Origin of the sequence: Psychrobacter sp. bablab_jr014, assembly GCF_016464015.1 — a bacterium.
Classification (GTDB): domain Bacteria; phylum Pseudomonadota; class Gammaproteobacteria; order Pseudomonadales; family Moraxellaceae; genus Psychrobacter.
Window position 1 is genome coordinate 83,996 of record NZ_JACDXT010000021.1, and the last position, 21,237, is coordinate 105,232.

The following is a 21,237-nucleotide window of genomic DNA, read 5'->3' on the forward strand; positions in this document are numbered from 1 at the left end:
GTTCAATAAAAGCATAAAGAAAAAGGACACCATAATGCGTGTCCTTTTTTTGTGGCAAGTTGTCTGTTTTATTCATTTTTAGGCGTGCTAGTCGCTTGTAGCAAGGCTTTGGTATAGGCGGCTTGCGGGTCGTTAAACAGCACCTCGGTGCGTCCTGACTCAATCAGCTTGCCGTCTTTTAACACCATAATATGCTGGCACAAAGCGCGCACAACGTGCAAATCATGACTGATGAACACATAGCTGATGTTTTGCTCGGCTTGAATCTTGCGCAGTAGCGCAACCACGGTCACTTGGGTGCTGCTATCGAGCGCCGAGGTCGGCTCATCGAGTATCAGTAATTTGGGCTTCATCACCAGTGCGCGCGCGAGTGCCACCCGCTGGCGCTGTCCGCCTGATAGCTCGTGTGGATAGCGATGACAAAACGCTTCGGGCAGTTGCACGGTTTGTAGTGCCTCAAGCACTGCCCTATGCCGCGTGGGCTTATCCACCCCTTGTACCAACAGGCCTTCTTCAATAATTTGCTCAACCGTCATGCGCGGATTGATACTGGCAAACGGGTCTTGAAACACCATTTGCACAGTAGCTCGAAAGCGGCGCAGCGCCGATTTATTCAGCTGCATGACCGCTTGCTTATCAATATTGACCTCACCTGTGACACTTGCTTGATTGCTCAGCAGACGACACAGCGCCAAGGCAGTGGTGGTCTTGCCCGAACCCGACTCGCCCACGATGCCGAGCGCCTGCCCTGCCTGCAACTGCATATCCAGCGCGTGTACGGCAGTGAACCAATTAGAAACCGTCCCGAACAGGTTTTTTTTGGCAGGGAATTGTACTTGTAAATCATTGGTAGACAATAGCGGCGCGAGACTGCTTGTCTTATCCTCAACACTCAGTGCGCGACCAAAATCTTGCTGAATCAGCGCGCGCGTATAGTCCGCTTGTGGATTGGCAAAAACAGCGTTGGTCGCACCCCACTCAACCACTTGACCTTGACGCAGTACAATCAGCGTGTCGCTATAATCGCGCACCAAATTGAGGTCGTGGCTGATCAGCAGCATCGACATGTTATAGCGCGCTTTTAACGTGTCTAACAGACGCAAAACCTCATGCTGCAAGGTCACATCGAGCGCCGTGGTCGGCTCATCAGCAATCAAAATATCAGGACGCCCCGCCAGCGCCATGGCAATCATGACGCGCTGACGCTGTCCGCCTGACAGCTCGTGTGGATAGCGGCGCAGCTTATCTGCGGCGTCCGTAATGTTCACATCGTTTAATAAAGATAAAGTCTCAGTGCGCCAGTCTTTTTTGGGCACGCCGCGCAGACGCAGGGCTTCAGTGATTTGTTTTTCGACCGTATGTAGCGGATTGAGCGCCGTCATCGGCTCTTGAAACACCATGCCGATATGCCGACCGCGCACCTGTTTTGGTAGCGTGCCAATACCTTTACGCGCAATATCGAGTGCGCCGACCGTAGATAGCGTCGCTGAACCTCGGATACTCAGGTCACTAGGCAATAGCCCCAATAATGCCAAGCTCGACAGTGATTTTCCCGAGCCTGATTCACCGACCAGCGCCAGTGTCTGCCCTTGATATAACTTATAAGACAACCCTGCAACCAATGGCTCAGCACTGCTTGGCGCTTGGATACGCAGTTTTTCTACGGTTAAGACGGCTTCATTTTGCCCAGTATTTTTGTTGATTTGGGTCATCATATCCGCCTTGGGTCAAATGCGTCACGCAGCGCTTCACCAATAAAAATCAGCAAAGACAACACCACGGTTAAGCTCATAAAACCTGATAGTGCCAGCCACGGGGCTTCTAGATTGTCTTTGCCCTGTACCATCAGCTCGCCAAGCGATGGTGAACCTGGCGGCAAGCCATAGCCCAAAAAATCGAGCGCGGTCAGAGCCGTGATGTTTGCGGTTAAGATAAATGGCAACTGCGATAAGCTTGAGGCTAAGGCATTGGGCAAAATATGACGGCGCATAATCTGAAAATCGGACACGCCCAAATTGCGCGCGGCGCGGACATAATCAAAGTTACGCGCGCGCAAAAACTCTGCCCGCACCAAGCCAACCAGCCCCATCCAGCCAAACAACAGCATCATTAAAAACAGCAGCGTCACACTTGGGCTGAACAAACTGACCAAAATAATAATCATAAACAGCTGCGGCAGTCCGCCCCAAACCTCCATAAAGCGCTGACCGATTAAATCCACCCAGCCGCCATAATAGCCTTGTAAAGCACCAACGATAATGCCAATCAGCGACCCTGCCAGCGTCAGCGCGATGCCAAACAACAGCGATATACGCATACCATACAAGATACGCGCCAGCACATCGCGCCCCATATCGTCTGTGCCCAGCCAGTTTTCGCGACTCGGCGGCGCAGGAAAGCTTTCGCCGCGTGCCATATTTGGCGTTTGATCCGCAAAAGGAATCGGTGGCATGACATAACTGCCCTGATCGTTAATCAGTGCCTGCACTACGGGATCTTTATAATTGGCTTCGGTCTCAAACACTCCGCCAAACGTCGTCTCAGGATACGCCTTGACCACAGGAAAATAATACTCGCCCTGATACTGCACCCATAAGGGCTTGTCATTAGCAATCACCTCAGCGACCATACACAGCACAAAAATCAGCGCAAAAATCAGTAAAGACGCCACGCCCAAGCGGTTACGATAAAAGCGCTGTAAACGCGCCTGCCAGATAGGATTGACCATCAGCGCTCCTCAAAATCAATGCGCGGGTCAATCAGATGATAGCTGATGTCACTAATCAGCTGTAGCACCAGTCCCACCAGCGTAAAAATAAACAACGTGCCAAAGATAATCGGATAATCGCGCTGCTGAATCGCCTCAAAGCCTAATAGCCCAAGCCCATCGAGCTTAAAGATAATCTCAATCAAAAAGTTGCTGGCAAAAAATATCCCGACAATCGCCGCTGGAATCCCCGCAATCACAATCAACATGGCGTTACGAAACACGTGCCCATATAAGACTTGCCGTTCGCTCAGCCCTTTAGCGCGGGCGGTCAGTACATACTGCTTGCCAAGCTCCTCCAAAAAGCTAAACTTGGTCAAATACGTGAGCGCCGCAAAGCCGCCTATGGTGCTGGCTAATAACGGCAATGCCAAATGCCAAAAGTAATCTTTAATCTTGCCAAGCAAAGAAAGCTGGTCAAAGTTTTCAGAGGTCAAGCCTTGGAGCGGAAACCAATTAAAGTAGCTGCCCCCTGCAAAAAATACCAGCAAAATCACGCCAAAAACAAACACAGGTATCGCGTGCCCCACTGCCATCAAGAGCGCCGTCAGCTTGTCCACACCTGAGCCATGATGACACGCCTTATAAATCCCCAGCGGAATGGCAATCAAATAAATCAGCAGCGTACTCCATAGCCCAAGCGATATGGACACGGGCATTTTTTCTACGATAAGCTCAGTGACAGACTGCCCCTTAAAAAACGACTCACCAAAATCAAGGGTCGCATAGTTTTTGAGCATCAACCAAAAGCGCTCAGGCGCAGATTTGTCAAAGCCATATTGCGCCTTGATACTCTCGACCATATCTTCAGACAGTCCGCGCGTGCCTTGGTAAGTTTGCTGATTGCTGGTCGCACTTTTTTCCATCGCCTGACCCGCTTGGCCTTGTTCAATCAGTGCAATTTGTTGCTCAACAGGGCCGCCAGGAGCCGCTTGGACAATCACAAAATTCGCCAGCAATATCAAAAACAGCGTTGGTAATATCAACAGCAGCCTTTTTATGACATAACGCCCCATGGCTTTTCACCTTATCTCAGCTCTTTTATCTGTCATGCTCAATCAGCGCGTGGCAAATGAATCTTCTATAAACCGTGTTTTAAAAATTGTCTTTTAACGCACGCAGCGCCGCAAATACGCTGACAGGGCGTGTGTCGTCAAGTTCAGTTTTGGCCTCAACGCCTTCGATGACGCTATCTTCGTCAGTACGCAAAAATACATTAATCACACGCTCATGTGCCACAGTGACAGGCAGTGTCGGTATATGCTGCTCGTTTTTTTGCTGAGCATCTGCCAATGCGTGCTGCATGGCCTCATTATTCGGCTCAATCGTCAGACCAAAGCGCAAATTCGCTGCTGTATATTCGTGCGCAGGATACAACAGCGCATCATCAGGCAGCTCGGCAAGGCGGCTTAAGCTGTTATAAAGTGACTCGGCATTGCCGCCCAAAATACGCCCGCAGCCGCCACTAAATAATGTGTCACCACAAAAGCAATGCTCACGCCCATCAATATCTAAGATATAGCTGACATGATTTTCCGTATGCCCTTCTGTACCCCACACTTGCGCGGTATACCCCCATGCATTGACTGTGCTGCCGTCTTTAATGACTTGGTCGGCATCGACAGGATGCTCGCTGTGCGCGACCACATGAATCATCGGATAGGTTTCTTGTAGCTCCGCCACACCGCCCACGTGGTCATGGTGATGGTGGGTTATCCAAATACCGATAGGCTCTAAATTATTCGCACTCAAATAATCAATGACAGGCGCAGCTTCACCTGGATCAATGACAATGGCTTGTCCGTTGCTATTATTAATCACCAGCCAAATATAATTGTCTTGAAAGGCGCGAACTGGCTGTATCACAATACTCATAATAAAAAATCCTTGCCCGTAGAGATATAGCGCTTACCCTAGCAAACTTCCGCTGGTAGCACACGTTATCAATTTGTATATCAGCGCTTTAAATAATTGTCTACGCGCTGCTCGGCGTCTTTGTCCACCCACCAATAATCAATGCCTAGCGCATTGCTCGGCAAGCGCTCAGGGTGGCGATACTCGTCCCAATACGCCACTCGCGTGACAGGTGTGCCATATAGCGGCACCAAATAATAACCTGCGCGCAGTAATCGGTCGAGTATATGGGTGTATAAAACAATCTCTTCGCGCGTCTTTGCACGGGTCAGCTTGTCAATGACGGCATCAATGGCGGGGTTTTTAATCCCCATTGTGTTTTGACTGCCCGTTTCATCGGCGCTGCTACTGCCCCATGTGCCAATCTGCTCTGCGCCAGGGGATAGGCTTTGTAAAAAATTATCAAATGCCATGTCGTAATCGAAGCGGCGCATACGCTCAATATATTGCGGCGTATCAACCGCCTGTACTTGCGCATCAAAGCCCAAACGCTGTAAGTTACGCACATAAAACAGCGCCACGCGGGTCAACGTGTCTCCCGCAATCAATAGCTGAATACGCGCGCGTTTGCCATCAGGCTGATACAGCTTCATGTCTTGATAATAAAAGCCCGCCTCCAGCAGCAACTTTCGCGCCTCTAACAGCTGCGCACGGTTAAAGCCTGTGCCATCGCTTTTGGGCAGCTGCCATTCTTCTAGCGTCGCTTTGCGCTGAATCGGGTCAAGCTTAGGCAATAGGGGTTTTAAAACAGCCATTTCAGCCGCAGTGGGTTTGCCTTTGGCTTCCAATTCTGAGCCATAAAAATAGCTTTGCAAACGCTCGTATTGATTATGAAATAAGGTCTTGTTCATCCACTCAAAATCATACGCCTTAGTCAATGCCTGTCTGACGCGGATGTCCTGAAACAAAGGCTTGCGCTGATTCATGATGATACCCTGCATGGGTACAGGATTGTGATCGCTGACTTCTTCTTTTTTAATCATACCCGCCTGCATGGCAGGAAACGTATAGCCTGTTGCCCAATTAGCGGCTTTGTTTTCTACCCGAAAGCGGTATTGTCCTGATTTAAAGCCTTCAAAGGCAATCTCATCGCTTTGGTAATACACAAATTGAATTTTGGCAAAGTTATAGCGCCCACGATTGACCATCAAATCTCTACCCCAGTAATTGGGGTCGCGCACATAACTGATGCTACGCCCGACATTGACTTTGTCGAGACGATACGGCCCACTACCCAATAGCGGCGTTAGCATCACCTTGTCAAAGTCAGCCTCGATTGAGCGCTTGGCAAAAACAGGAAACGCGCCCACGGTCAGTAAGATTTCTTTATTATCATCGCCATTGAATACAAACTTTACCCGCTGCGTATCCAGTACTTGTACTTCTTTTATTGCGCCCAGATAGCTCTGTAAAAAAATAGGCCCTTTGGTCAATAGCGCATCAAACGTGGCTTTGACATCCTCAGCAGTAACGGTGCTGCCATCCCAAAACCGCGCCTTGGGATGAATGTGGTAAATAATCCAGCTGGTGTCCTCAGGGTCGTACGTTACCTTGTCGGCGAGCTGCGGATAAATGGTAAACGCTTCATCAAGCGAGCTGGTCATCAGCGTATCGTACATATAATCCGTGCCCGCCATGGGAATGCCCGTGGTCATCCATTTATTGGCACTATTAAACGTGCCGCGCGCTTGTAACGACAGTGTGCCGCCCTTTGGCGCATTTGGGTTGGCATATGGCAGGTGCGGTGCATTGACATAATCGGTGGTGCTGTTTAACGCCAAAGCATTGGTGGTAATAGGCGCCGCCTGCGCCGCTGTAGCAGAGAAAGCCACGCCCAAACCAATGACGCATAAAAAACGCCGCTTATCAGTCATAGGCGACGTTTGTTGATTTTTATCTGTTAAGGCACTTAGATGACGGTCAACCTTTTTGGTAAAAGCTTGACTACTATGTGCAGCATGGCGCTGGCAGCGCGCAATAAAAAGCGTGGGTGTCATCATTGGCGTGCTTACCGTCCCTCAGTCAATACAATCACGGAATAGAGGGTTATCATAACAAACTTCGCTTTTATCGCCTACAGGCTTTGTTTACTTTGTAAACACATTAAAAAAGCTACCAACTCAAGGATACGCTGGCAGCTTTTTTATCTAAAAATCAGTAGTCAAACAAGATATAAACCAAACCGACCTTTGTTATTGTGGCAGCGTTAATTTTTGACCAACGCGCAAGGTCGCGTTTGTTGAGATATTGCTGGCTTCAGCGATGTCTTTATAACTTGTACCATTACGCTTAGCGATACTATGCAATGTATCTCCAGAACGCACGGTGTAGGTTTTTGAATTTTGTGTATCGTGATTTGTTCGCTGATTAACTTTAGCATTTACGTTGGCATGGCTGCTATTCTTTTTGCCTTGTGTACTGGCATTTTTTGCTGCTACCGTCGTTGTGGCATGCTGCGTGCCTTGTGGAATCTTAAGGCTGTTACCAACGTGAATGGTCGCACGGGTATTGATATTATTGGCTTGCGCCAACTCCTGTACGCTTACGTTATGACGCTTAGCAATGCTGCTTAAGCTGTCACCAGAGACTACTTGATATGCACTGGCTTGTGGTGCAGCGTGTGCTGCGCCAAAGCACATTGCCGTTACTACGCCCAATGCACTCAGTGTTTTGGTTAATTTTTTCATAATCGCATCCTCTACAATATCATCATTTCATTATTTGTATATAACGGTTATTTAATAGCGCTGTGTACCGCGCTGTTAAACACTATATATGGCTGACTAGGTATTTCAGTACGTAGGCTGTAGTTGTTATCATAAAGAATGTAGCGTTATACGTCGCCCTTTGCAGTGTCTTACGCAAGCACCCATGAACTTTAAGTTATGTTACGAATGATACGTGTGTTAATTACAAATAAGGCGATTAGCACTTAGGAAGTATGCTGAATCGCCCTATCTGTTTTATATCAACTGTTAGATGTTATTGGATAATGCATTTGTTCTATATATCCAATGCATGCTGTTATGGTCTGTGCTAGGGCGTGTCTTCATTTTAAAAATGGTAATAAAAATGCGATAAATTAAAGGCATACAAGGAAAATAGCGCAGATAATATCGAGATATTGACCCGCTATTTGACACCGTTTGCCAAAGATTTAGCCATTTCTAGCCCATTTAGTCGTAGATGCTTGAATTGAAGACACGCCCTAAGACCTATTAATAAATATCATCATCTATCGTTGCCATCGCTGTTTCTTTGGGTGTAGATACTACCGTTGGCGCTTTTTTGAGACGTAACGTTTGACCGATTTGTAAGGTTGCCGTAGGCTCAATACCGCTGGCACTGGCGATGTCTTGATAAGACAAGCCATAACGATTGGCAATGCTGATTAAGGTATCACCTGCCTGCACCGTATAAGTATCTGGCATTTCACTTGAAGTTACGACCGCCGTTGCCACTGGAGCGCTGGGGGTTGATGCTGGCTCAGACGCTTTTACAGTGCTGCTGGTGACTTTAGGCGTGGGAGTGACTACAGGCGCCGCTGGCATTGGTTTTACCGCTTTGGTGGCATTTTTCGGTAGCGATAACGTATCACCTGCACGAATCATGGTCGTGGCGGTCATGTCATTCGCCTCAGTTAATGCCTCAACAGTGACGCCATAACGCTTAGCAATCGCCATCAAGGTATCGCCTGATTGAATTTGATAGCTGTTGGTTGTTGTTTTTGACGTCTTTTTATTGGCAGTGTTTGCACTGGGAATATTCAGCGTGTCACCGATGACGATGGTGGTTTTTGGCGTGATGTTATTGGCTTTAGCAATCGCGTCTACGCTGACGTTATAGCGCTTAGACAAGGCAATTAGCGTATCTCCTGCGGCAACTTGATGCGCTTGCGGCGCTGCATAAGCAAGACTGATGCTAAGCAACGCGGCACCGCCGATAACCCCACGTAATACGGCTGATGGGCGAATGGTTTTCATAAATAACTCCTATAGTTCTTATATTATTATTCTCGTCATTAGGGCGTGTCCCTAATTCAAGCGTGTATGACTAAATGGGCTAAAAATGGCTAAATCTTTGGCAAACGGTGTCAAATAGCTGGGCAATATCTTAATATTACCTGCGATTTATCTCATTTTTATCACCATTTTTAAAATAGGGACACGCCCTAGACAAAGGATGGACAACAACTCACATCATCATACAGAAGCGGCATTGGGTATCAATAGCGTTGTTGTAGCTAAAAAATAAACAGGCTGCTTCTGTAAATCTTTCTGAGCTTTTATAATAGGCTATTTCTGTGGTTATATGATAAAGGCGTGTTTTTGCTTTACAGGAAGATTTTATTTAGCAAAAACACGCCATGATGCGCACAAGTAGAAACGTCAAAGTGACCTAGCGTCAAGTGCGATGGTACAGACACACCGTAGCGTCTGTCTATATCATTCAACAGCGGCTTTAAGCATGTTTTTTCTCAAAATCTTGCATAAAGTCAACCAGCTGCTGAACCCAATCTAACGGCACAGCATTGTAGATACTTGCTCGCATACCACCAACATCACGGTGGCCTTTTAGATTTAAAAGACCTGCTTTTTCAGACTCCGCCAAAAACACTTTGTCCAAGCTGCTATCAGCCAAAGTAAAGGGCACATTCATGATTGAACGGTGCGCTTTGGCGACAGGGTTGGCGTAAAACGCGCTGTTATCAATGGTGCTGTACAGCAATTCTGCTTTTTGACGATTGATTTTGCCAATTGCATCTACGCCGCCTTGCGCTTCTAGCCAATCAAATACCAACCCTGACAGATACCACGCATAGGTGGCTGGCGTGTTTGACATGGATTCTTTTTCTGCCTGATGCGCATAGTTCATCAGCATTGGACACCATTCGCTGGCATTGTCTAATAGATCATCACGAATAATCACGATGACCAAACCAGCAGGGCCAATATTCTTCTGCGCTCCAGCATAGATCATGCCAAAATCAGACACATTGATACGCTCTGATAGGATACAAGATGACATATCAGCGATAAGCGGCGCATTTACTTTAGGTGTGTCAAAGATTTGTAGACCGTGAATGGTCTCATTGGCACAATAATGAAAATAAGCGGCATCATCGCTGAGATGCCATTCACTTTGCGCAGGCACGTCGGTAAAGTTATTGCCCTTACCTGTCGCCACCTCATTTATACAACCTAAGCCCAGTTTTTCATAACGTTTGGCTTCTTTGACCGCTTTACCTGACCATGCGCCTGTGGTCAGATAGTCGCCCGCTTGGTTGTTCAGCAAATTGAGCGGAATGGCTGAAAACTGCAAGCTTGCGCCGCCTTGTAGGAATAACACCTTGTAATTGCTAGGAATATCCATAAGCGCACGCAACTTGGTTTCGGCTTTTTCCGTAATCGCCATATAGTCTGCGCTACGGTGACTCATCTCCATCACCGACATCCCGCGACCTTGCCAATCTAACAGCTCTGACTGCGCACGAGCCAGCACTTCTGTCGGCATGGTAGCAGGGCCTGCGCAAAAATTGGGGAGACGATGAAAATCATTTTGATGAGTCATGGTAAAAATCCTAATTAGGGATAAAAGCATAAAACCTCTCAATACGCGACCAACGTATTGGTCATAAAAGAGGCATCGTATAAAAAAGAAAGTAGTCAACGCAGTGATAATGATGGCAGTAAAGTACAATCGCCTGTATCACTGAGCATAAAAAATAGCCCTGATATAAGGGCATGGTGCTCAGACAGTATACGGAAATGAAACGTCTACGAGAAGATGTTGATGGCGATTATGACAAATTTTGTCTAGGGTGTGTCATCATTTAGGTAGCGAGGCTTAAAATGAGATAAATCGTAGTCAAACAAGGAAAAATTTGCAGAGAATATCGGTATATTCAGAAGATTTTTGACGCTGTTTGGCAAGATTTATCCCGTTTAAAACCGTTAAATGATTTCATGTGCTCATTGATGACACGCCCTAATTACTCATGCACTATGTTTTAGCGTTGATTATTATGAGAGCGCTTCATTCAAACGCTGCCAAAAGAGTCGTTTTTGTTCAGGATCGTCTAGCATGTCTTTTAACGACGGCAGGGTTTTTAGATTTGGATGCGTGACGCCCTCAGGCAGCGTCGTCAACGCCGCAACCTGTATGTGCTCTTGTCTGCCAAGACGAAAGACATAGCCTGCCACGCTGGCATTCGCCAGCTCAAGCGTATCCATATCAGAGCATAGCGGGAAAGCATTGTTTTGGCACGTGATACGTAGCGCTTGGGTGATATTTTGCCACAGCGCTTTTGTCTCCGCGCTCAGCGCGCGCACGTCGACCATCAGCACCCAGCCTTTATAACAGCCGCCTTCTAAATCAAAAGCCGCTACTTTTTGTTGACTGACGTCAGTCGAGACAGCGGGCATTCGCTGATACGCCGTAGATAGCTCGGCAGGCTGCTCATCAAAATCCGTATGACTACTGTCCGTATCTAAACTGTCAAAATGATAAATGGTGCTAGCGACTGTACTGTCATCAAAGCTGGCAAAGTCATTGCCGCCGTCAAAGTCATCACTCACGCTATCATCGTAATAGCCATCGCTATCATCAAAGGACGCATCGGTTGATGCAAAATCATCCAGTGGGTCATTTGCTGACAGTTCATGAGGTATTTGATTGTTTGCTTGCGGATTATTAGCGTCTTCTGTACTTGCAGTACTTGGCGCTGTTGTAGAGTTAATGCTTAGGCTATTTTTTGCAAAATCAACATCATCAATATCTGCTAATGCAACCACAGGCGCGTGTGGGCGCACCCACTGCGTGATGCCCATCATCTGTAAAATCTGTCGTTGCTGCTTGCGTTGCTGCATCGGCTGTACTGCCGCTGTATCGCCTTGACTCATAGAGTGACTGTGTCCCAAATACCGTTCATATCACGTTTGGCCTTTTTTAAATATCGATCACCAACCGTGTTAAGCCATTAACTGACGCTCGCCTAACCACATCTCTGCCAGACCAACCAGACAATCATACTCGTCTTGGTGAATCATGGTGTCATGCAGCATGATGGTATGCAGCGTGCTGAGCCAGCGCCGATAGTCATTATAGTCTATTTGCTGGTCTTTTGCTGAGCTGGCTGTCTTTGAACATCTCGGCATGGCTTGAATCAAAGCCAAGAGCTGCACGCTATTGAGCTTGGCTGCGGTCAATAATAACCACTGAATATCGTTATCATGCACCGCTGACAAGTCAATATCCATCAGACGTGCATAGCGCCGATAGGCTGTCAATGTACTCGGTAAATAACGTAACGTGCAGGGCAGCGGCGTGTCGTTGGCGAGCCGATACGCGCATAGCACAAGCATCACTTGCGTTGGTTGCGAATACGGCATGAGCAGCGTCTTTGACGGGTCCATTTGTATAAGCAGCGCACGCGGGGCTTGTTGTAGTACTTTAGGATAGGCGCTTGGCTGCTGTAAGATACGCGCCAAAGATTGCCACACGCTATGCAGATGCAGCGCTTGCCATAACGCAATGACATTATTGCTGACAGGCGATAAGCTTGGCACTGCTTCTAATTTTTTTTGGTTTAAGTGCTTATCAATATGCGCACTGACATCAGCGCTGATATGTTGTTCTAATAGTGCGCCAAGTCCGTGATAGTAACGCAGTAGCATGGTTCGCTGGCGCTGCGCTCGCTGATAGCGCTCACTGTCTTGGCTGAGATGGCTTGTCTTTTGCGCACGCTTTAGACCATCAAGGCGCGCTTTAGACAAGTCGACACTGTGCCAATGATGCATTGCCTGATAAATCAGCGCGCTATCCATCGCTCTGTTGAGTGCGGCAATCTCTGCAAACAGTCTTGAATCCATACTATGCGGCAATATTTTGGCGCTTCCGCTGTTAATCGCATCTGGCTGTGATGCACACCATATCTCTGACAATCCGTAAGTCCCCACGCTATCACATGCAATATGCTGGTGACACAGCAAAACCACCTCGACCACGGCTTGCGCACCGAGTGGATGATACAGATAATCGCGCACATACTGCGGTATCTTGACAGATGGCGAATCGGTGGCATGGACTAAAACATGCGCCTTTTGACCCTGCGGCGTATGCTTCCATGGCGTCAACCATGTGCTGTCAAGCGTTGCTGTCGATGCACGTACCAAGCGCCCATTAACCACCTGCTCTGTTGGTGGCGTAAAAATCAGCGGCACTGTATCGCTCTGCTTGGTAGGTTTATCCGTGAGCTTCGTATCCGCCCAGTCTCCTAAACGACGTCTGTCTGCAATCGCTCGGCGATTTGCCTTTTTTTCTGCCTGTGTCTGTGACAACATCTGCCAATAGGCACCGCTGTCTACCGCCTGCATACGAGTATCCAAGCTTGGATGGGTTGCAAGCCATGTATCACCACCAATCCTCATACCGCTACTGGCAAAGAAAAAATGGCTTAAGCCGTGTTGGTGACCGATGTGCGTCAGCTGTGAACCGTAGCCGTCTTGATAAATGGTCGCTAGCGTTTCATATACCGCAGGCGAGCGCGTCAACTGTACACTGGTCGCATCAGCGAGCAATTCACGCTCACGGTTAAAACAATGCTTGAGCCACTGCGCGCACAGCATACCAAAAGCGCCTATGCCTCTTAGCAGCAGTGATGATGTCGCGCTGGATTTGGTATTCTGGATGGATTGCGGACTGTATTGTCGCCAATAATTAACCCACGCGTCATGATTGTTTGTCGTTGGCATGGACGCTGTATGATTACGTGCAGGACTGCTTTGATTGTTTGCCTTTTTAATATCGCTCTGATGCGCCATGGCACTGCGATGATAAAAACGGTGCGCTGCTGTGCGTGTCTCTCCCCAATCGTAAACCAGCTGCAACCCCGCCAGTAGTATCAGTAAACGCACATTAAAGCGCGCATCACCATGCAAAATATGTCCGTATTCGTGTCCAATCAAGCCATAAAGCCCTTGATCGCTCAGCCTATCTAGCGCGCCTTGCGTCACCACCAGTACAGTATCGCGCGTATCATACCCCGCAACAAAGGCATTAATGCCCTGCTCTTGCGGCAACACATACAGTATCGGCATCGGAATACCTGCCGCGATAGCCAGCTGCTGAGCATAGTCGTGATAACGGCGATAGACGGGCGGAAAATCAGCAGCGTCACGTACCTTAATTTGCTGCGGGCTGTAATGCACGTTTTTCGTTTGTGGGGTATGGTCACGATGCGTCCAATCATTTTGGCTGTTATCAATGAACAAACGCACCGCGCCAACCCGCTGCGCTACGGCTCGCCCCCCTGCTCTTAGTTTACGATATTCGATATAACTGCCTAGGCCAAAGCTTGCTACCACCACCAGCGCTGCCAATAGTAGCGACCACAAGGATAACGACTGCGTATAACAATAAATGACGAGTGTCACCACGCCCCACGCGACCAAGACATGCAGTAGCGCTACCCACAAAAAAAGCGCGTAAAAAAGGACACTGCGTCGCCACCGATGGCGCTGCTCAGCAAAAAAGTCCATCAACAGCACACTTAGACGGCTTGGGTATCAAAATCAACCACAGGTACTCGCTGCAATGCTGACTTGTCCTCAAACATTAATGGATTAAGCGCTCTAAAACCAAACATCGTACTGATAATCACGTTTGGGAACACTTCGCGGGCATTGTTATAAAACATCACACTGTCATTATAATGCTGGCGCGCAAAGCCAATGCAGTTTTCGGTATGGGTCAGCTCCGCCATCAGCTTTTGCATCATCGTATCGGCTTTAAGCTCAGGATAGGCTTCAACGACGGCAGAGAATTGACCAAGGGCTTTAGACAGCATGGCTTCCGCCTCTGCAAACAGCTGCATATGGGCTGTAGACTCAGGCTCATGGTTATGCTCATTTTGTAGCGCTTTGGCTTGGTTGCGGGCATTGATAACTGCTGTCAGCGTACGCTCCTCGTGCGTCAAATAACGGCTGGCTGTTTTTACCAGATTGGGAATCAAGTCATGGCGACGCTGCAGTTGCACATCAATTTGAGCAAAGCCATTTTTGGCCTGATTGCGCTGACGTATTAACGTATTAAAAATCACGACGCCATAGCCAAAGCAGCCAACAATGATCGCCAATAGCACCAAAACAAACGCTCGCATCCAACCTCCAAGTCATTCAATGATTGTTTTGAATCTTTAGATAGTTTAGCGCAAGGTGATTCAGAAAGCCTCAGTTTTTCGCACAAAAGTATTGGTGTGTATACATTCAAGTGTCTAAAGAACCGTGCCCACGACATAAGATGTAATTTCTTACCTATGCAACTATGTGTTTTGATAATAAAAACAACCGCATTCAAATAAATATAGCGGCAAGTTTAAATACAAAGACATATCATGCTAAAAAATAGGCACAAAAAAGCCCAGCATGGCAGCTGAGCGGGCAAGTTATATCAGTTAAGGCAAATTTTAGACAAAAAAAAGCGACTCCACCAGCACATCCTCGGCACACACTGCATCTACTACCGTTGCTACCTTCCGGTCCTGGCGGGGTTCGTAGAGAAATGTTGCGAGGCTACCAGCGGAGCCACCAGACACAAAGTATACGGATAAGCCCGACCGATTGCAACCGTTTATGTAAAAAAAGTGTCATAAATGGCCATTCATGCCCATATAGCGTCCCTACACAAATTCGTAATATCCTTTTAACCCTTTTATTTTACGTATTTCTTACAGTCATAGTGCAAGTGCTACTTTTTAGAAATGTATCCAAATATTTCCGAACTCACCGTTCAGTGTAGGATTTTCTACATAAACCAGCAACTTATTGACAAAAGTGACATGGAGTATTTTTTGGAATTTGCTATTTTGTATAGATAACTAATGGTTTGCTGCTTATTAGCACAAACACAATAATTTAATAGTAACTACGATTTATTGAGGAACTGTAATGAACAAAATGAGCCAATTACTAAAAACCGCTTCGCGTCAACCTTTGCTTACCGTATCAGGTACGGCGCTACTTGCAGCGATGACAATGGGCAGCGCACAGGCAGAAACCACAGGCTATAACCAGATTAGCTTTCAAAGCGAAGTCAAATCTGAAGTCGCCAATGATGAAGTACGTGCCAGCCTATATAAGCAAGCACAAGCGACCAATGCCAAAACGCTTGCTACCACATTAAATAACAGCATGAATAAAGCGATGATGATTGCCAAGCGCTACCCCAGCGTCACCGTAACGACAGGTCAGCAGCAAACCTATCCGCGTTATGATAAGAACAACAAAATCACGGGCTGGACAGGTCAAGCCAATGTTGAGCTAAAAAGTACCGATTTTGAAGCCACCAGTCAGCTGATTGCTGAATTGCAATCTGACCTTATGATGAATGGTCTAAACTTTGGCGTCTCTGACAGCAAAAAAGCAGAAGTAGAAAAGAAATTGATGGTCGAAGCATCAAAAGACTTTCAAGCGCAAGCACGTGAGATGACCACAGCTTGGGGCGCTCGTGGTTACCGTATCGTGTCGGTCAATCTAAACAAGGGCACCAACTATCCTGTGCCGATGTACCGCTCTATGGCAAAAGTAGAAATGATGGATGCCTCTGTACCGAGCCAAAACTTTGAATCGGGCAACAGCACCGTATCGGTCACTGCCAATGGTACGATTGAGCTGAGCAAATAAGCCATTCATACCATGTATACTCCATAAAAAAGCAGCCTTAATATAGGCTGCTTTTTTTGTGTTTATTTTTAATTATTGATTTACTGTATCATTGCCTTGCATCTTAATAAGCAGTTTTTGATGCCATGGCAGGCGTTCATACGCCAGAAGTTGCTCGGCAAGTTTAGCGGCTTGCTTTTTTTGCTGCAAAATTAACGTGTTTTGAATCACGTGCACTTTACGCGTAACAGTGGCGCGGACGTCTCCTGTTTCAGTAACGACTTCGGCAGTAATCGTATGCATACCAGGATTTAAGTCTACTGTCGGAATACTTACGCTCAAGCCTTGGGCATGTGCTGTGCCATCTACAGAAATAGTGACTTGGTCACCATTTTTTAGCTGCGGAATTACCTGTAATACAATGTCTATATTTTGCGCAGGGCGTTGATACGCGCGTTCTGTGCTTGGTTCCATAATGGATAACTGATAATTGGTCGTGACTTTTGCATCTGCCTTTCCTGTGGCAGGCAAATTAGGCTCGCCTTTGGTATTTGCGCTCACCGCGGGTCGCTGACGGTCGCTCGTGGTATTGATATTGGTAACACTTACTGACTGCCCTGCCTGTCCGTAACTGTCGGGTTTGTCTGTATAAGTGACTCGACCTGCGTCATCGACCACCTTGTAAATCGGCGCGGCAACCACACTAGTGCTTCCAAGCATACATAACGTACCTAACGCCAAAATTATAGGCTTGCGATACGTGCCATTCATGCGCTTACCGAACAATGTGTGTAATGAGTATATCAAGTTTGTCACCTATCCAATAAAGTTAAAAACTGTTTATAGTTTTGATTATTTTTGGATAAAAATCAATAGACTATCTGCATCAACGGTCATAAATTTCCGATAATAATAGTGCTGACAAATACAATTAAATCAAAGGTTTATGCTATATATAAGGATAGCTTTTTTATAAGGCACAAAAAAACCCCCAGCCAAGTGAACCTAGCTGAGGGTTTTAAAAGCCATACATCAAGTCCAACAAGGCACTTGAATGTGTTTCAGATTAGCAGCTGTAGTATAGGTCAAACTCTACAGGATGCACAGTGACGTTGACGCGCTGTACTTCCTCTTCTTTTAGTGCGATGTAGGCATCTAGCATGTCTTTGGTAAACACATCGCCTTTTAGCAAGAAGTCATGGTCATCTTTTAGGGCTTGTAGCGCCACATCTAGGCTCTCAGCCACGGTTGGGATTTGTGCTTCTTCTTCTGGTGGTAGGTCGTATAGGTTCTTATCCGCTGCATCGCCAGGGTGCATTTTGTTTTGGATACCGTCAAGACCTGCCATCAATAGCGCAGCAAATGACAAGTATGGGTTTGCCGTTGGGTCAGGGAAACGCGCTTCAACACGGATCGCTTTCGGGCTTGATACGTGTGGAATACGAATAGACGCTGAACGGTTACGCGCAGAGTATGCCAATTTAATCGGTGCTTCGTAGTGTGGTACTAGGCGCTTGTAGCTGTTGGTCGATGGGTTGGTAATCGCGTTTAGGGCGCGTGCGTGATGGATGATACCACCGATAAAGTATAGCGCGGTTTCTGACAGACCCGCGTACTCATCGCCTGCAAACGTATTTTGACCATCTTTTGAGATTGAGATGTGTACGTGCATGCCTGAGCCGTTGTCACCAACGATTGGCTTTGGCATAAAGGTTGCGGTTTTACCAAACTGATGCGCAACATTGTGAATCACGTATTTTAGCTGCTGTACTTCGTCTGCTTTACGTACCATAGTGTTGAACGATACGCCGATTTCTGACTGGCAAGACGCCACTTCGTGGTGGTGTACTTCAACGCGGTCTTCACCCATGATTTCTTCTAGGCGCTCACACATGACAGAACGCATGTCTTGTGAGCTGTCGATGGGTGGTACTGGGAAGTAGCCGCCTTTCACGCGTGGACGGTGCGCTTTGTTGCCCCAGTCATAGTTTTCGTTGGTTGACCAAGCCGCTTCTTCAGCGGTAATCTTGTGGCTGACGCCTGACATGTCGATTGACCATTTAACATCATCAAAGATGAAAAATTCTGGCTCAGGACCGAAGAGTGCAGTGTCGCCAATGCCTGTTGATTTTAAGTATTCTTCTGCGCGGCGGGCGATAGAGCGTGGGTCGCGGTCATAGCCTTGTAGCGTTGATGGCTCGATGATGTCACAAGTCACAACAACAGTGGTTGCTTCAAAGAATGGGTCGATAAATGCAGTCTCTGGGTCTGGACGCAAAATCATATCTGAGGCTTCGATACCTTTCCAGCCCGCAATTGACGAGCCGTCAAACATTTTGCCTTCTTCTAGCACTTCTTCATCAATACTTGATGCAGGATAGCTGATATGCTGCTCTTTACCACGAGTATCGGTAAAGCGAAAGTCTACCCATTTGGCATCAGAAGATTCGATAAGCTCTAGTAGTTTGTTTGACATGAATGTCTCCCTCATGGTTGTTATGTTCATTAAATCAGTGGTTCTTCCAATAAGTCACTGCGTCATCATCATAGCAGCTATCTTATGCTGCGGGTAGCCCATTTATAGTTCAATTACAGCGGCAGTTTCATGGCCGTAATAACAAATATAAGTCTACGATATATCTATAGCGACGCCTTATATCAAATGACCTATTGCTACTGCATAATATAATGCAGACGCCATGCCAACTTTTAAAAACCCGCTTTTTTGTGCCAATTTATCGCTAAAAACCATAAATTTATGCATTTTTAATACATTGTTGCTGCTTTTCTTAACCTAAATTATTTTTAATGATGTATCAATTTGGTGCTTTTGATTTATTTTGGTGCATTTTTGACTACTTTGCTTAGTTTTAGGGCGTTAAAAACGCTGTATTGAGAAAGTTGTTAAAACAGTATTAAGAAATTAAATTTTTATAAAAAAGAGGCACTGCACTGCCCGCTTGCTCATGGGACAAATAATGGTAAGATAACTCACCACCCATAGCGCATGGCGGCACATGGCTTATCGCGCTTTATACGGGGGCTTTTTATTGACCCAATCGGCTGAGCAGACCATGATTTTGATGATTGATAATTACGACAGCTTTACGTACAACATCGTACAGTACTTCGGTGAGCTAGAGCAGGATGTGACCGTCTGGCGTAATGATCAAGTCAGCATTAGTGATATTGAGACGCTCGCGCCCGATGTCATTGTTATTGGCCCAGGCCCTTGCGACCCTGACCGTGCAGGGATTTCACTTAAAGTGATTGAAACCTTTCAAGGCGTGATTCCGATTTTGGGCATTTGCTTGGGTCATCAGGCGATTGGGCAAGCGTTCGGCGGTAAGGTGGTGAAGGCAGGTCAAGTGATGCACGGACGCTTATCAAGGGTGTATCACAACGATCAGGGCGTGTTTGCCAATTTGCCCAACCCATCGACCTTTACCCGTTATCACTCGCTGGTGGTGGACAAAGACACGCTGCCAGAGTGCCTTGAGATGACGGCATGGACACAGTATGAAGACGGCAGCATTGAGGAGATTATGGGCTTTCGTCATCGTACGCTCGCGATTGAAGGCGTGCAATTTCATCCTGAGTCGATTTTGAGCGAAGCAGGCTATCATTTGCTCAATAACTTTTTGGCGGCGCATGGACTGGCGCGCTTGAATGACAATGAGTTGCCGCAAGTCGGCTAACACCAAATTTATGATAACAAACACAACTATTTTATAAGAAGAGATGATAATGGCCACAACCAATAAACGCCCTGAAGACATCACCGCCATGAGCGATGAGGAGATTCATAAGCATTTAACCACCGCGCTCGCACGCATGTTTGACCATATTGATTTGACCTTTGATGAGATGCGCACAGTCATGCTGATTATTATGCAAGGGCGCTGTGACAGTGCCTTGATGGGCGCAATATTGACCGCGCTACGCATGAAGGGCGAGTCTATTGAAGAAATTAGCGCAGCGGCAAGTGCCATGCGTGAGTTGGCGGACAAGATTGAACCGCAAAACTGCGCGCACTTGGTCGATATCGTGGGTACAGGCGGTGATGGCGCGAATATCTTTAATGTGTCTACTGCTTCGGCACTGGTTGCGGCAGCCGCTGGCGCGCAGGTTGCTAAACATGGTAACCGCGGCGTCTCGACCAAGTCGGGCAGCTCAGATTTGTTAGAGCAAGCGGGTATCAGCTTGCAGCTCACCCCTGAACAAGCCAAGCTGTGTATCGAAAATGAAGGCATTGGCTTTTTGTTTGCGCCCAATCACCACAGCGCCATGCATCATGCCAATCCAATTCGCCGTGCACTCAAATCACGCACCATCTTCAATATTTTAGGCCCCTTGACCAATCCTGCCAGCGTGCCTAACTTGGTGATTGGTGTGTTTACTGATGAGCTGTGCGAGCCACTGGCAAAAGTCATGCGCAATCTGGGCGCACAGCATGTGATGGTGGTCGGCTCAAAAGATGGCTTGGATGAGATTAGCCTTGCCACCTCGACCACGGTTGCCGAGCTAAAAGACGGTGAAGTGTCCGTCTATCAAATCACCCCTGAAGAGGTGGGCATTGAGTCGCAAACCTTGATTGGCTTAGATGTCGCCTCGCCCAGTGAGAGCTTGGCACTGATACGCGCCGCACTTAGTGGTGACGACACAGATACCCGCTCGGTACTCAAAGCGCGTGATATGATTGCGTTAAATGCAGGCGCGGCAATCTACACCTCAGGCGTGGCGAGCAGCTATCGTGAGGGCGTGGAGAAAGCCAAAGCGGCCATTCATAACGGCAGCGCGCTTGCCAAAATGGAGTCGCTGGCTGCTTATTCACAGTCACTTGCCAGCGCGCAGTAAGTTTGCTCGTTAGCCATTACTTTTTTAGCCGTCATTATT

At 47.2% G+C, this 21,237-nt stretch carries 16 protein-coding genes and 1 other RNA gene; 3 read left to right on the forward strand and 14 right to left on the reverse strand.

Annotated features, from left to right (window positions below; translation table 11 throughout):
- Positions 1–68: 68 nt before the first annotated feature.
- The 12 genes from JIE71_RS06670 to ffs form a co-directional block, all read right to left on the reverse strand.
- Positions 69–1,712 (reverse strand): dipeptide ABC transporter ATP-binding protein, encoded by a 1,644-nt coding sequence (locus JIE71_RS06670; RefSeq protein ID WP_416232018.1) that lies wholly within the window; start codon positions 1,710–1,712, stop codon positions 69–71.
- Positions 1,712–2,728 (reverse strand): ABC transporter permease, encoded by a 1,017-nt coding sequence (locus JIE71_RS06675; protein ID WP_199507958.1) that lies wholly within the window; start codon positions 2,726–2,728, stop codon positions 1,712–1,714. Before JIE71_RS06675 ends, JIE71_RS06670 begins: the two co-directional genes overlap by 1 nt.
- A complete protein-coding gene (locus JIE71_RS06680; protein WP_199507959.1) occupies positions 2,728–3,783 on the reverse strand; it encodes a microcin C ABC transporter permease YejB in 1,056 nt (351 codons plus the stop codon). The genes JIE71_RS06675 and JIE71_RS06680 overlap by 1 nt, the downstream gene beginning before the upstream one ends.
- Positions 3,784–3,862: 79 nt before the next feature.
- Positions 3,863–4,642 (reverse strand): hydroxyacylglutathione hydrolase, encoded by a 780-nt coding sequence (gloB, locus tag JIE71_RS06685; RefSeq protein ID WP_199507960.1) that lies wholly within the window; start codon positions 4,640–4,642, stop codon positions 3,863–3,865.
- An 80-nt stretch (positions 4,643–4,722) separates the two neighbouring features.
- Positions 4,723–6,555, reverse strand: a complete 1,833-nt coding sequence (locus tag JIE71_RS06690; protein WP_199507961.1) for an extracellular solute-binding protein — start codon at positions 6,553–6,555, stop codon at positions 4,723–4,725.
- A 318-nt stretch (positions 6,556–6,873) separates the two neighbouring features.
- Positions 6,874–7,368: a LysM peptidoglycan-binding domain-containing protein gene (locus tag JIE71_RS06695; RefSeq protein ID WP_199507962.1), complete on the reverse strand. Its 495-nt coding sequence runs from the start codon at positions 7,366–7,368 to the stop codon at positions 6,874–6,876.
- Between the two features lie 531 nt (positions 7,369–7,899).
- Positions 7,900–8,664 (reverse strand): LysM peptidoglycan-binding domain-containing protein, encoded by a 765-nt coding sequence (locus JIE71_RS06700; protein ID WP_199507963.1) that lies wholly within the window; start codon positions 8,662–8,664, stop codon positions 7,900–7,902.
- 478 nt (positions 8,665–9,142) lie between these two features.
- The gene (serC, locus tag JIE71_RS06705) at positions 9,143–10,252 is read right to left on the reverse strand and encodes a 3-phosphoserine/phosphohydroxythreonine transaminase (RefSeq protein ID WP_199507964.1); all 1,110 of its coding nucleotides are present in this window, start codon (positions 10,250–10,252) and stop codon (positions 9,143–9,145) included.
- A gap of 452 nt (positions 10,253–10,704) precedes the next feature.
- Positions 10,705–11,583 (reverse strand): DNA polymerase III subunit psi, encoded by an 879-nt coding sequence (locus tag JIE71_RS06710; RefSeq protein ID WP_199507965.1) that lies wholly within the window; start codon positions 11,581–11,583, stop codon positions 10,705–10,707.
- Positions 11,584–11,652: 69 nt separating this feature from the next.
- Entirely contained in the window at positions 11,653–14,220 is a 2,568-nt protein-coding gene (locus tag JIE71_RS06715) for a M48 family metalloprotease (RefSeq protein ID WP_199507966.1), read from the reverse strand.
- A gap of 11 nt (positions 14,221–14,231) precedes the next feature.
- A complete protein-coding gene (locus JIE71_RS06720) occupies positions 14,232–14,840 on the reverse strand; it encodes a LemA family protein (protein ID WP_199507967.1) in 609 nt (202 codons plus the stop codon).
- Between the two features lie 324 nt (positions 14,841–15,164).
- Positions 15,165–15,261, reverse strand: an RNA gene (gene ffs / locus JIE71_RS06725) — signal recognition particle sRNA small type.
- A 366-nt stretch (positions 15,262–15,627) separates the two neighbouring features.
- Here ffs and JIE71_RS06730 point away from each other — a divergent pair.
- Complete coding sequence (locus JIE71_RS06730; protein ID WP_228284572.1) at positions 15,628–16,362, forward strand: SIMPL domain-containing protein; 735 nt, start codon at positions 15,628–15,630, stop codon at positions 16,360–16,362.
- A 72-nt stretch (positions 16,363–16,434) separates the two neighbouring features.
- Here JIE71_RS06730 and JIE71_RS06735 read toward each other — a convergent pair whose 3' ends face one another.
- Both JIE71_RS06735 and glnA read right to left on the reverse strand, forming a co-directional pair.
- The gene (locus JIE71_RS06735; RefSeq protein WP_199507968.1) at positions 16,435–17,061 is read right to left on the reverse strand and encodes a DUF4124 domain-containing protein; all 627 of its coding nucleotides are present in this window, start codon (positions 17,059–17,061) and stop codon (positions 16,435–16,437) included.
- Positions 17,062–17,407: 346 nt separating this feature from the next.
- Entirely contained in the window at positions 17,408–18,817 is a 1,410-nt protein-coding gene (glnA, locus tag JIE71_RS06740; RefSeq protein WP_199507969.1) for a type I glutamate--ammonia ligase, read from the reverse strand.
- Positions 18,818–19,415: 598 nt separating this feature from the next.
- Here glnA and JIE71_RS06745 point away from each other — a divergent pair.
- Together JIE71_RS06745 and trpD are read left to right on the forward strand one after the other, a co-directional pair.
- Positions 19,416–20,039, forward strand: a complete 624-nt coding sequence (locus JIE71_RS06745) for an anthranilate synthase component II (RefSeq protein ID WP_199507983.1) — start codon at positions 19,416–19,418, stop codon at positions 20,037–20,039.
- Between the two features lie 49 nt (positions 20,040–20,088).
- Positions 20,089–21,198, forward strand: a complete 1,110-nt coding sequence (trpD, locus tag JIE71_RS06750; RefSeq protein ID WP_199507970.1) for an anthranilate phosphoribosyltransferase — start codon at positions 20,089–20,091, stop codon at positions 21,196–21,198.
- Positions 21,199–21,237: the final 39 nt, after the last annotated feature.

Bases quoted from the DNA above. Each gene is read 5' to 3' on its own strand.
- serC (WP_199507964.1), bottom strand. From the start codon at position 10,252: ATGACTCATCAAAATGATTTTCATCGTCTCCCCAATTTTTGCGCAGGC.
- JIE71_RS06720 (WP_199507967.1), bottom strand. From the start codon at position 14,840: ATGCGAGCGTTTGTTTTGGTGCTATTGGCGATCATTGTTGGCTGCTTT.
- JIE71_RS06715 (WP_199507966.1), bottom strand. From the start codon at position 14,220: ATGGACTTTTTTGCTGAGCAGCGCCATCGGTGGCGACGCAGTGTCCTT.
- trpD (WP_199507970.1), top strand. From the start codon at position 20,089: ATGGCCACAACCAATAAACGCCCTGAAGACATCACCGCCATGAGCGAT.
- glnA (WP_199507969.1), bottom strand. From the start codon at position 18,817: ATGTCAAACAAACTACTAGAGCTTATCGAATCTTCTGATGCCAAATGG.
- JIE71_RS06675 (WP_199507958.1), bottom strand. From the start codon at position 2,728: ATGGTCAATCCTATCTGGCAGGCGCGTTTACAGCGCTTTTATCGTAAC.
- gloB (WP_199507960.1), bottom strand. From the start codon at position 4,642: ATGAGTATTGTGATACAGCCAGTTCGCGCCTTTCAAGACAATTATATT.
- JIE71_RS06670 (WP_416232018.1), bottom strand. From the start codon at position 1,712: ATGACCCAAATCAACAAAAATACTGGGCAAAATGAAGCCGTCTTAACC.
- JIE71_RS06710 (WP_199507965.1), bottom strand. From the start codon at position 11,583: ATGAGTCAAGGCGATACAGCGGCAGTACAGCCGATGCAGCAACGCAAG.
- JIE71_RS06690 (WP_199507961.1), bottom strand. From the start codon at position 6,555: ATGACTGATAAGCGGCGTTTTTTATGCGTCATTGGTTTGGGCGTGGCT.
- JIE71_RS06730 (WP_228284572.1), top strand. From the start codon at position 15,628: ATGAACAAAATGAGCCAATTACTAAAAACCGCTTCGCGTCAACCTTTG.
- JIE71_RS06735 (WP_199507968.1), bottom strand. From the start codon at position 17,061: ATGCTTGGAAGCACTAGTGTGGTTGCCGCGCCGATTTACAAGGTGGTC.
- JIE71_RS06745 (WP_199507983.1), top strand. From the start codon at position 19,416: ATGATTTTGATGATTGATAATTACGACAGCTTTACGTACAACATCGTA.
- JIE71_RS06700 (WP_199507963.1), bottom strand. From the start codon at position 8,664: ATGAAAACCATTCGCCCATCAGCCGTATTACGTGGGGTTATCGGCGGT.
- JIE71_RS06680 (WP_199507959.1), bottom strand. From the start codon at position 3,783: ATGGGGCGTTATGTCATAAAAAGGCTGCTGTTGATATTACCAACGCTG.
- JIE71_RS06695 (WP_199507962.1), bottom strand. From the start codon at position 7,368: ATGAAAAAATTAACCAAAACACTGAGTGCATTGGGCGTAGTAACGGCA.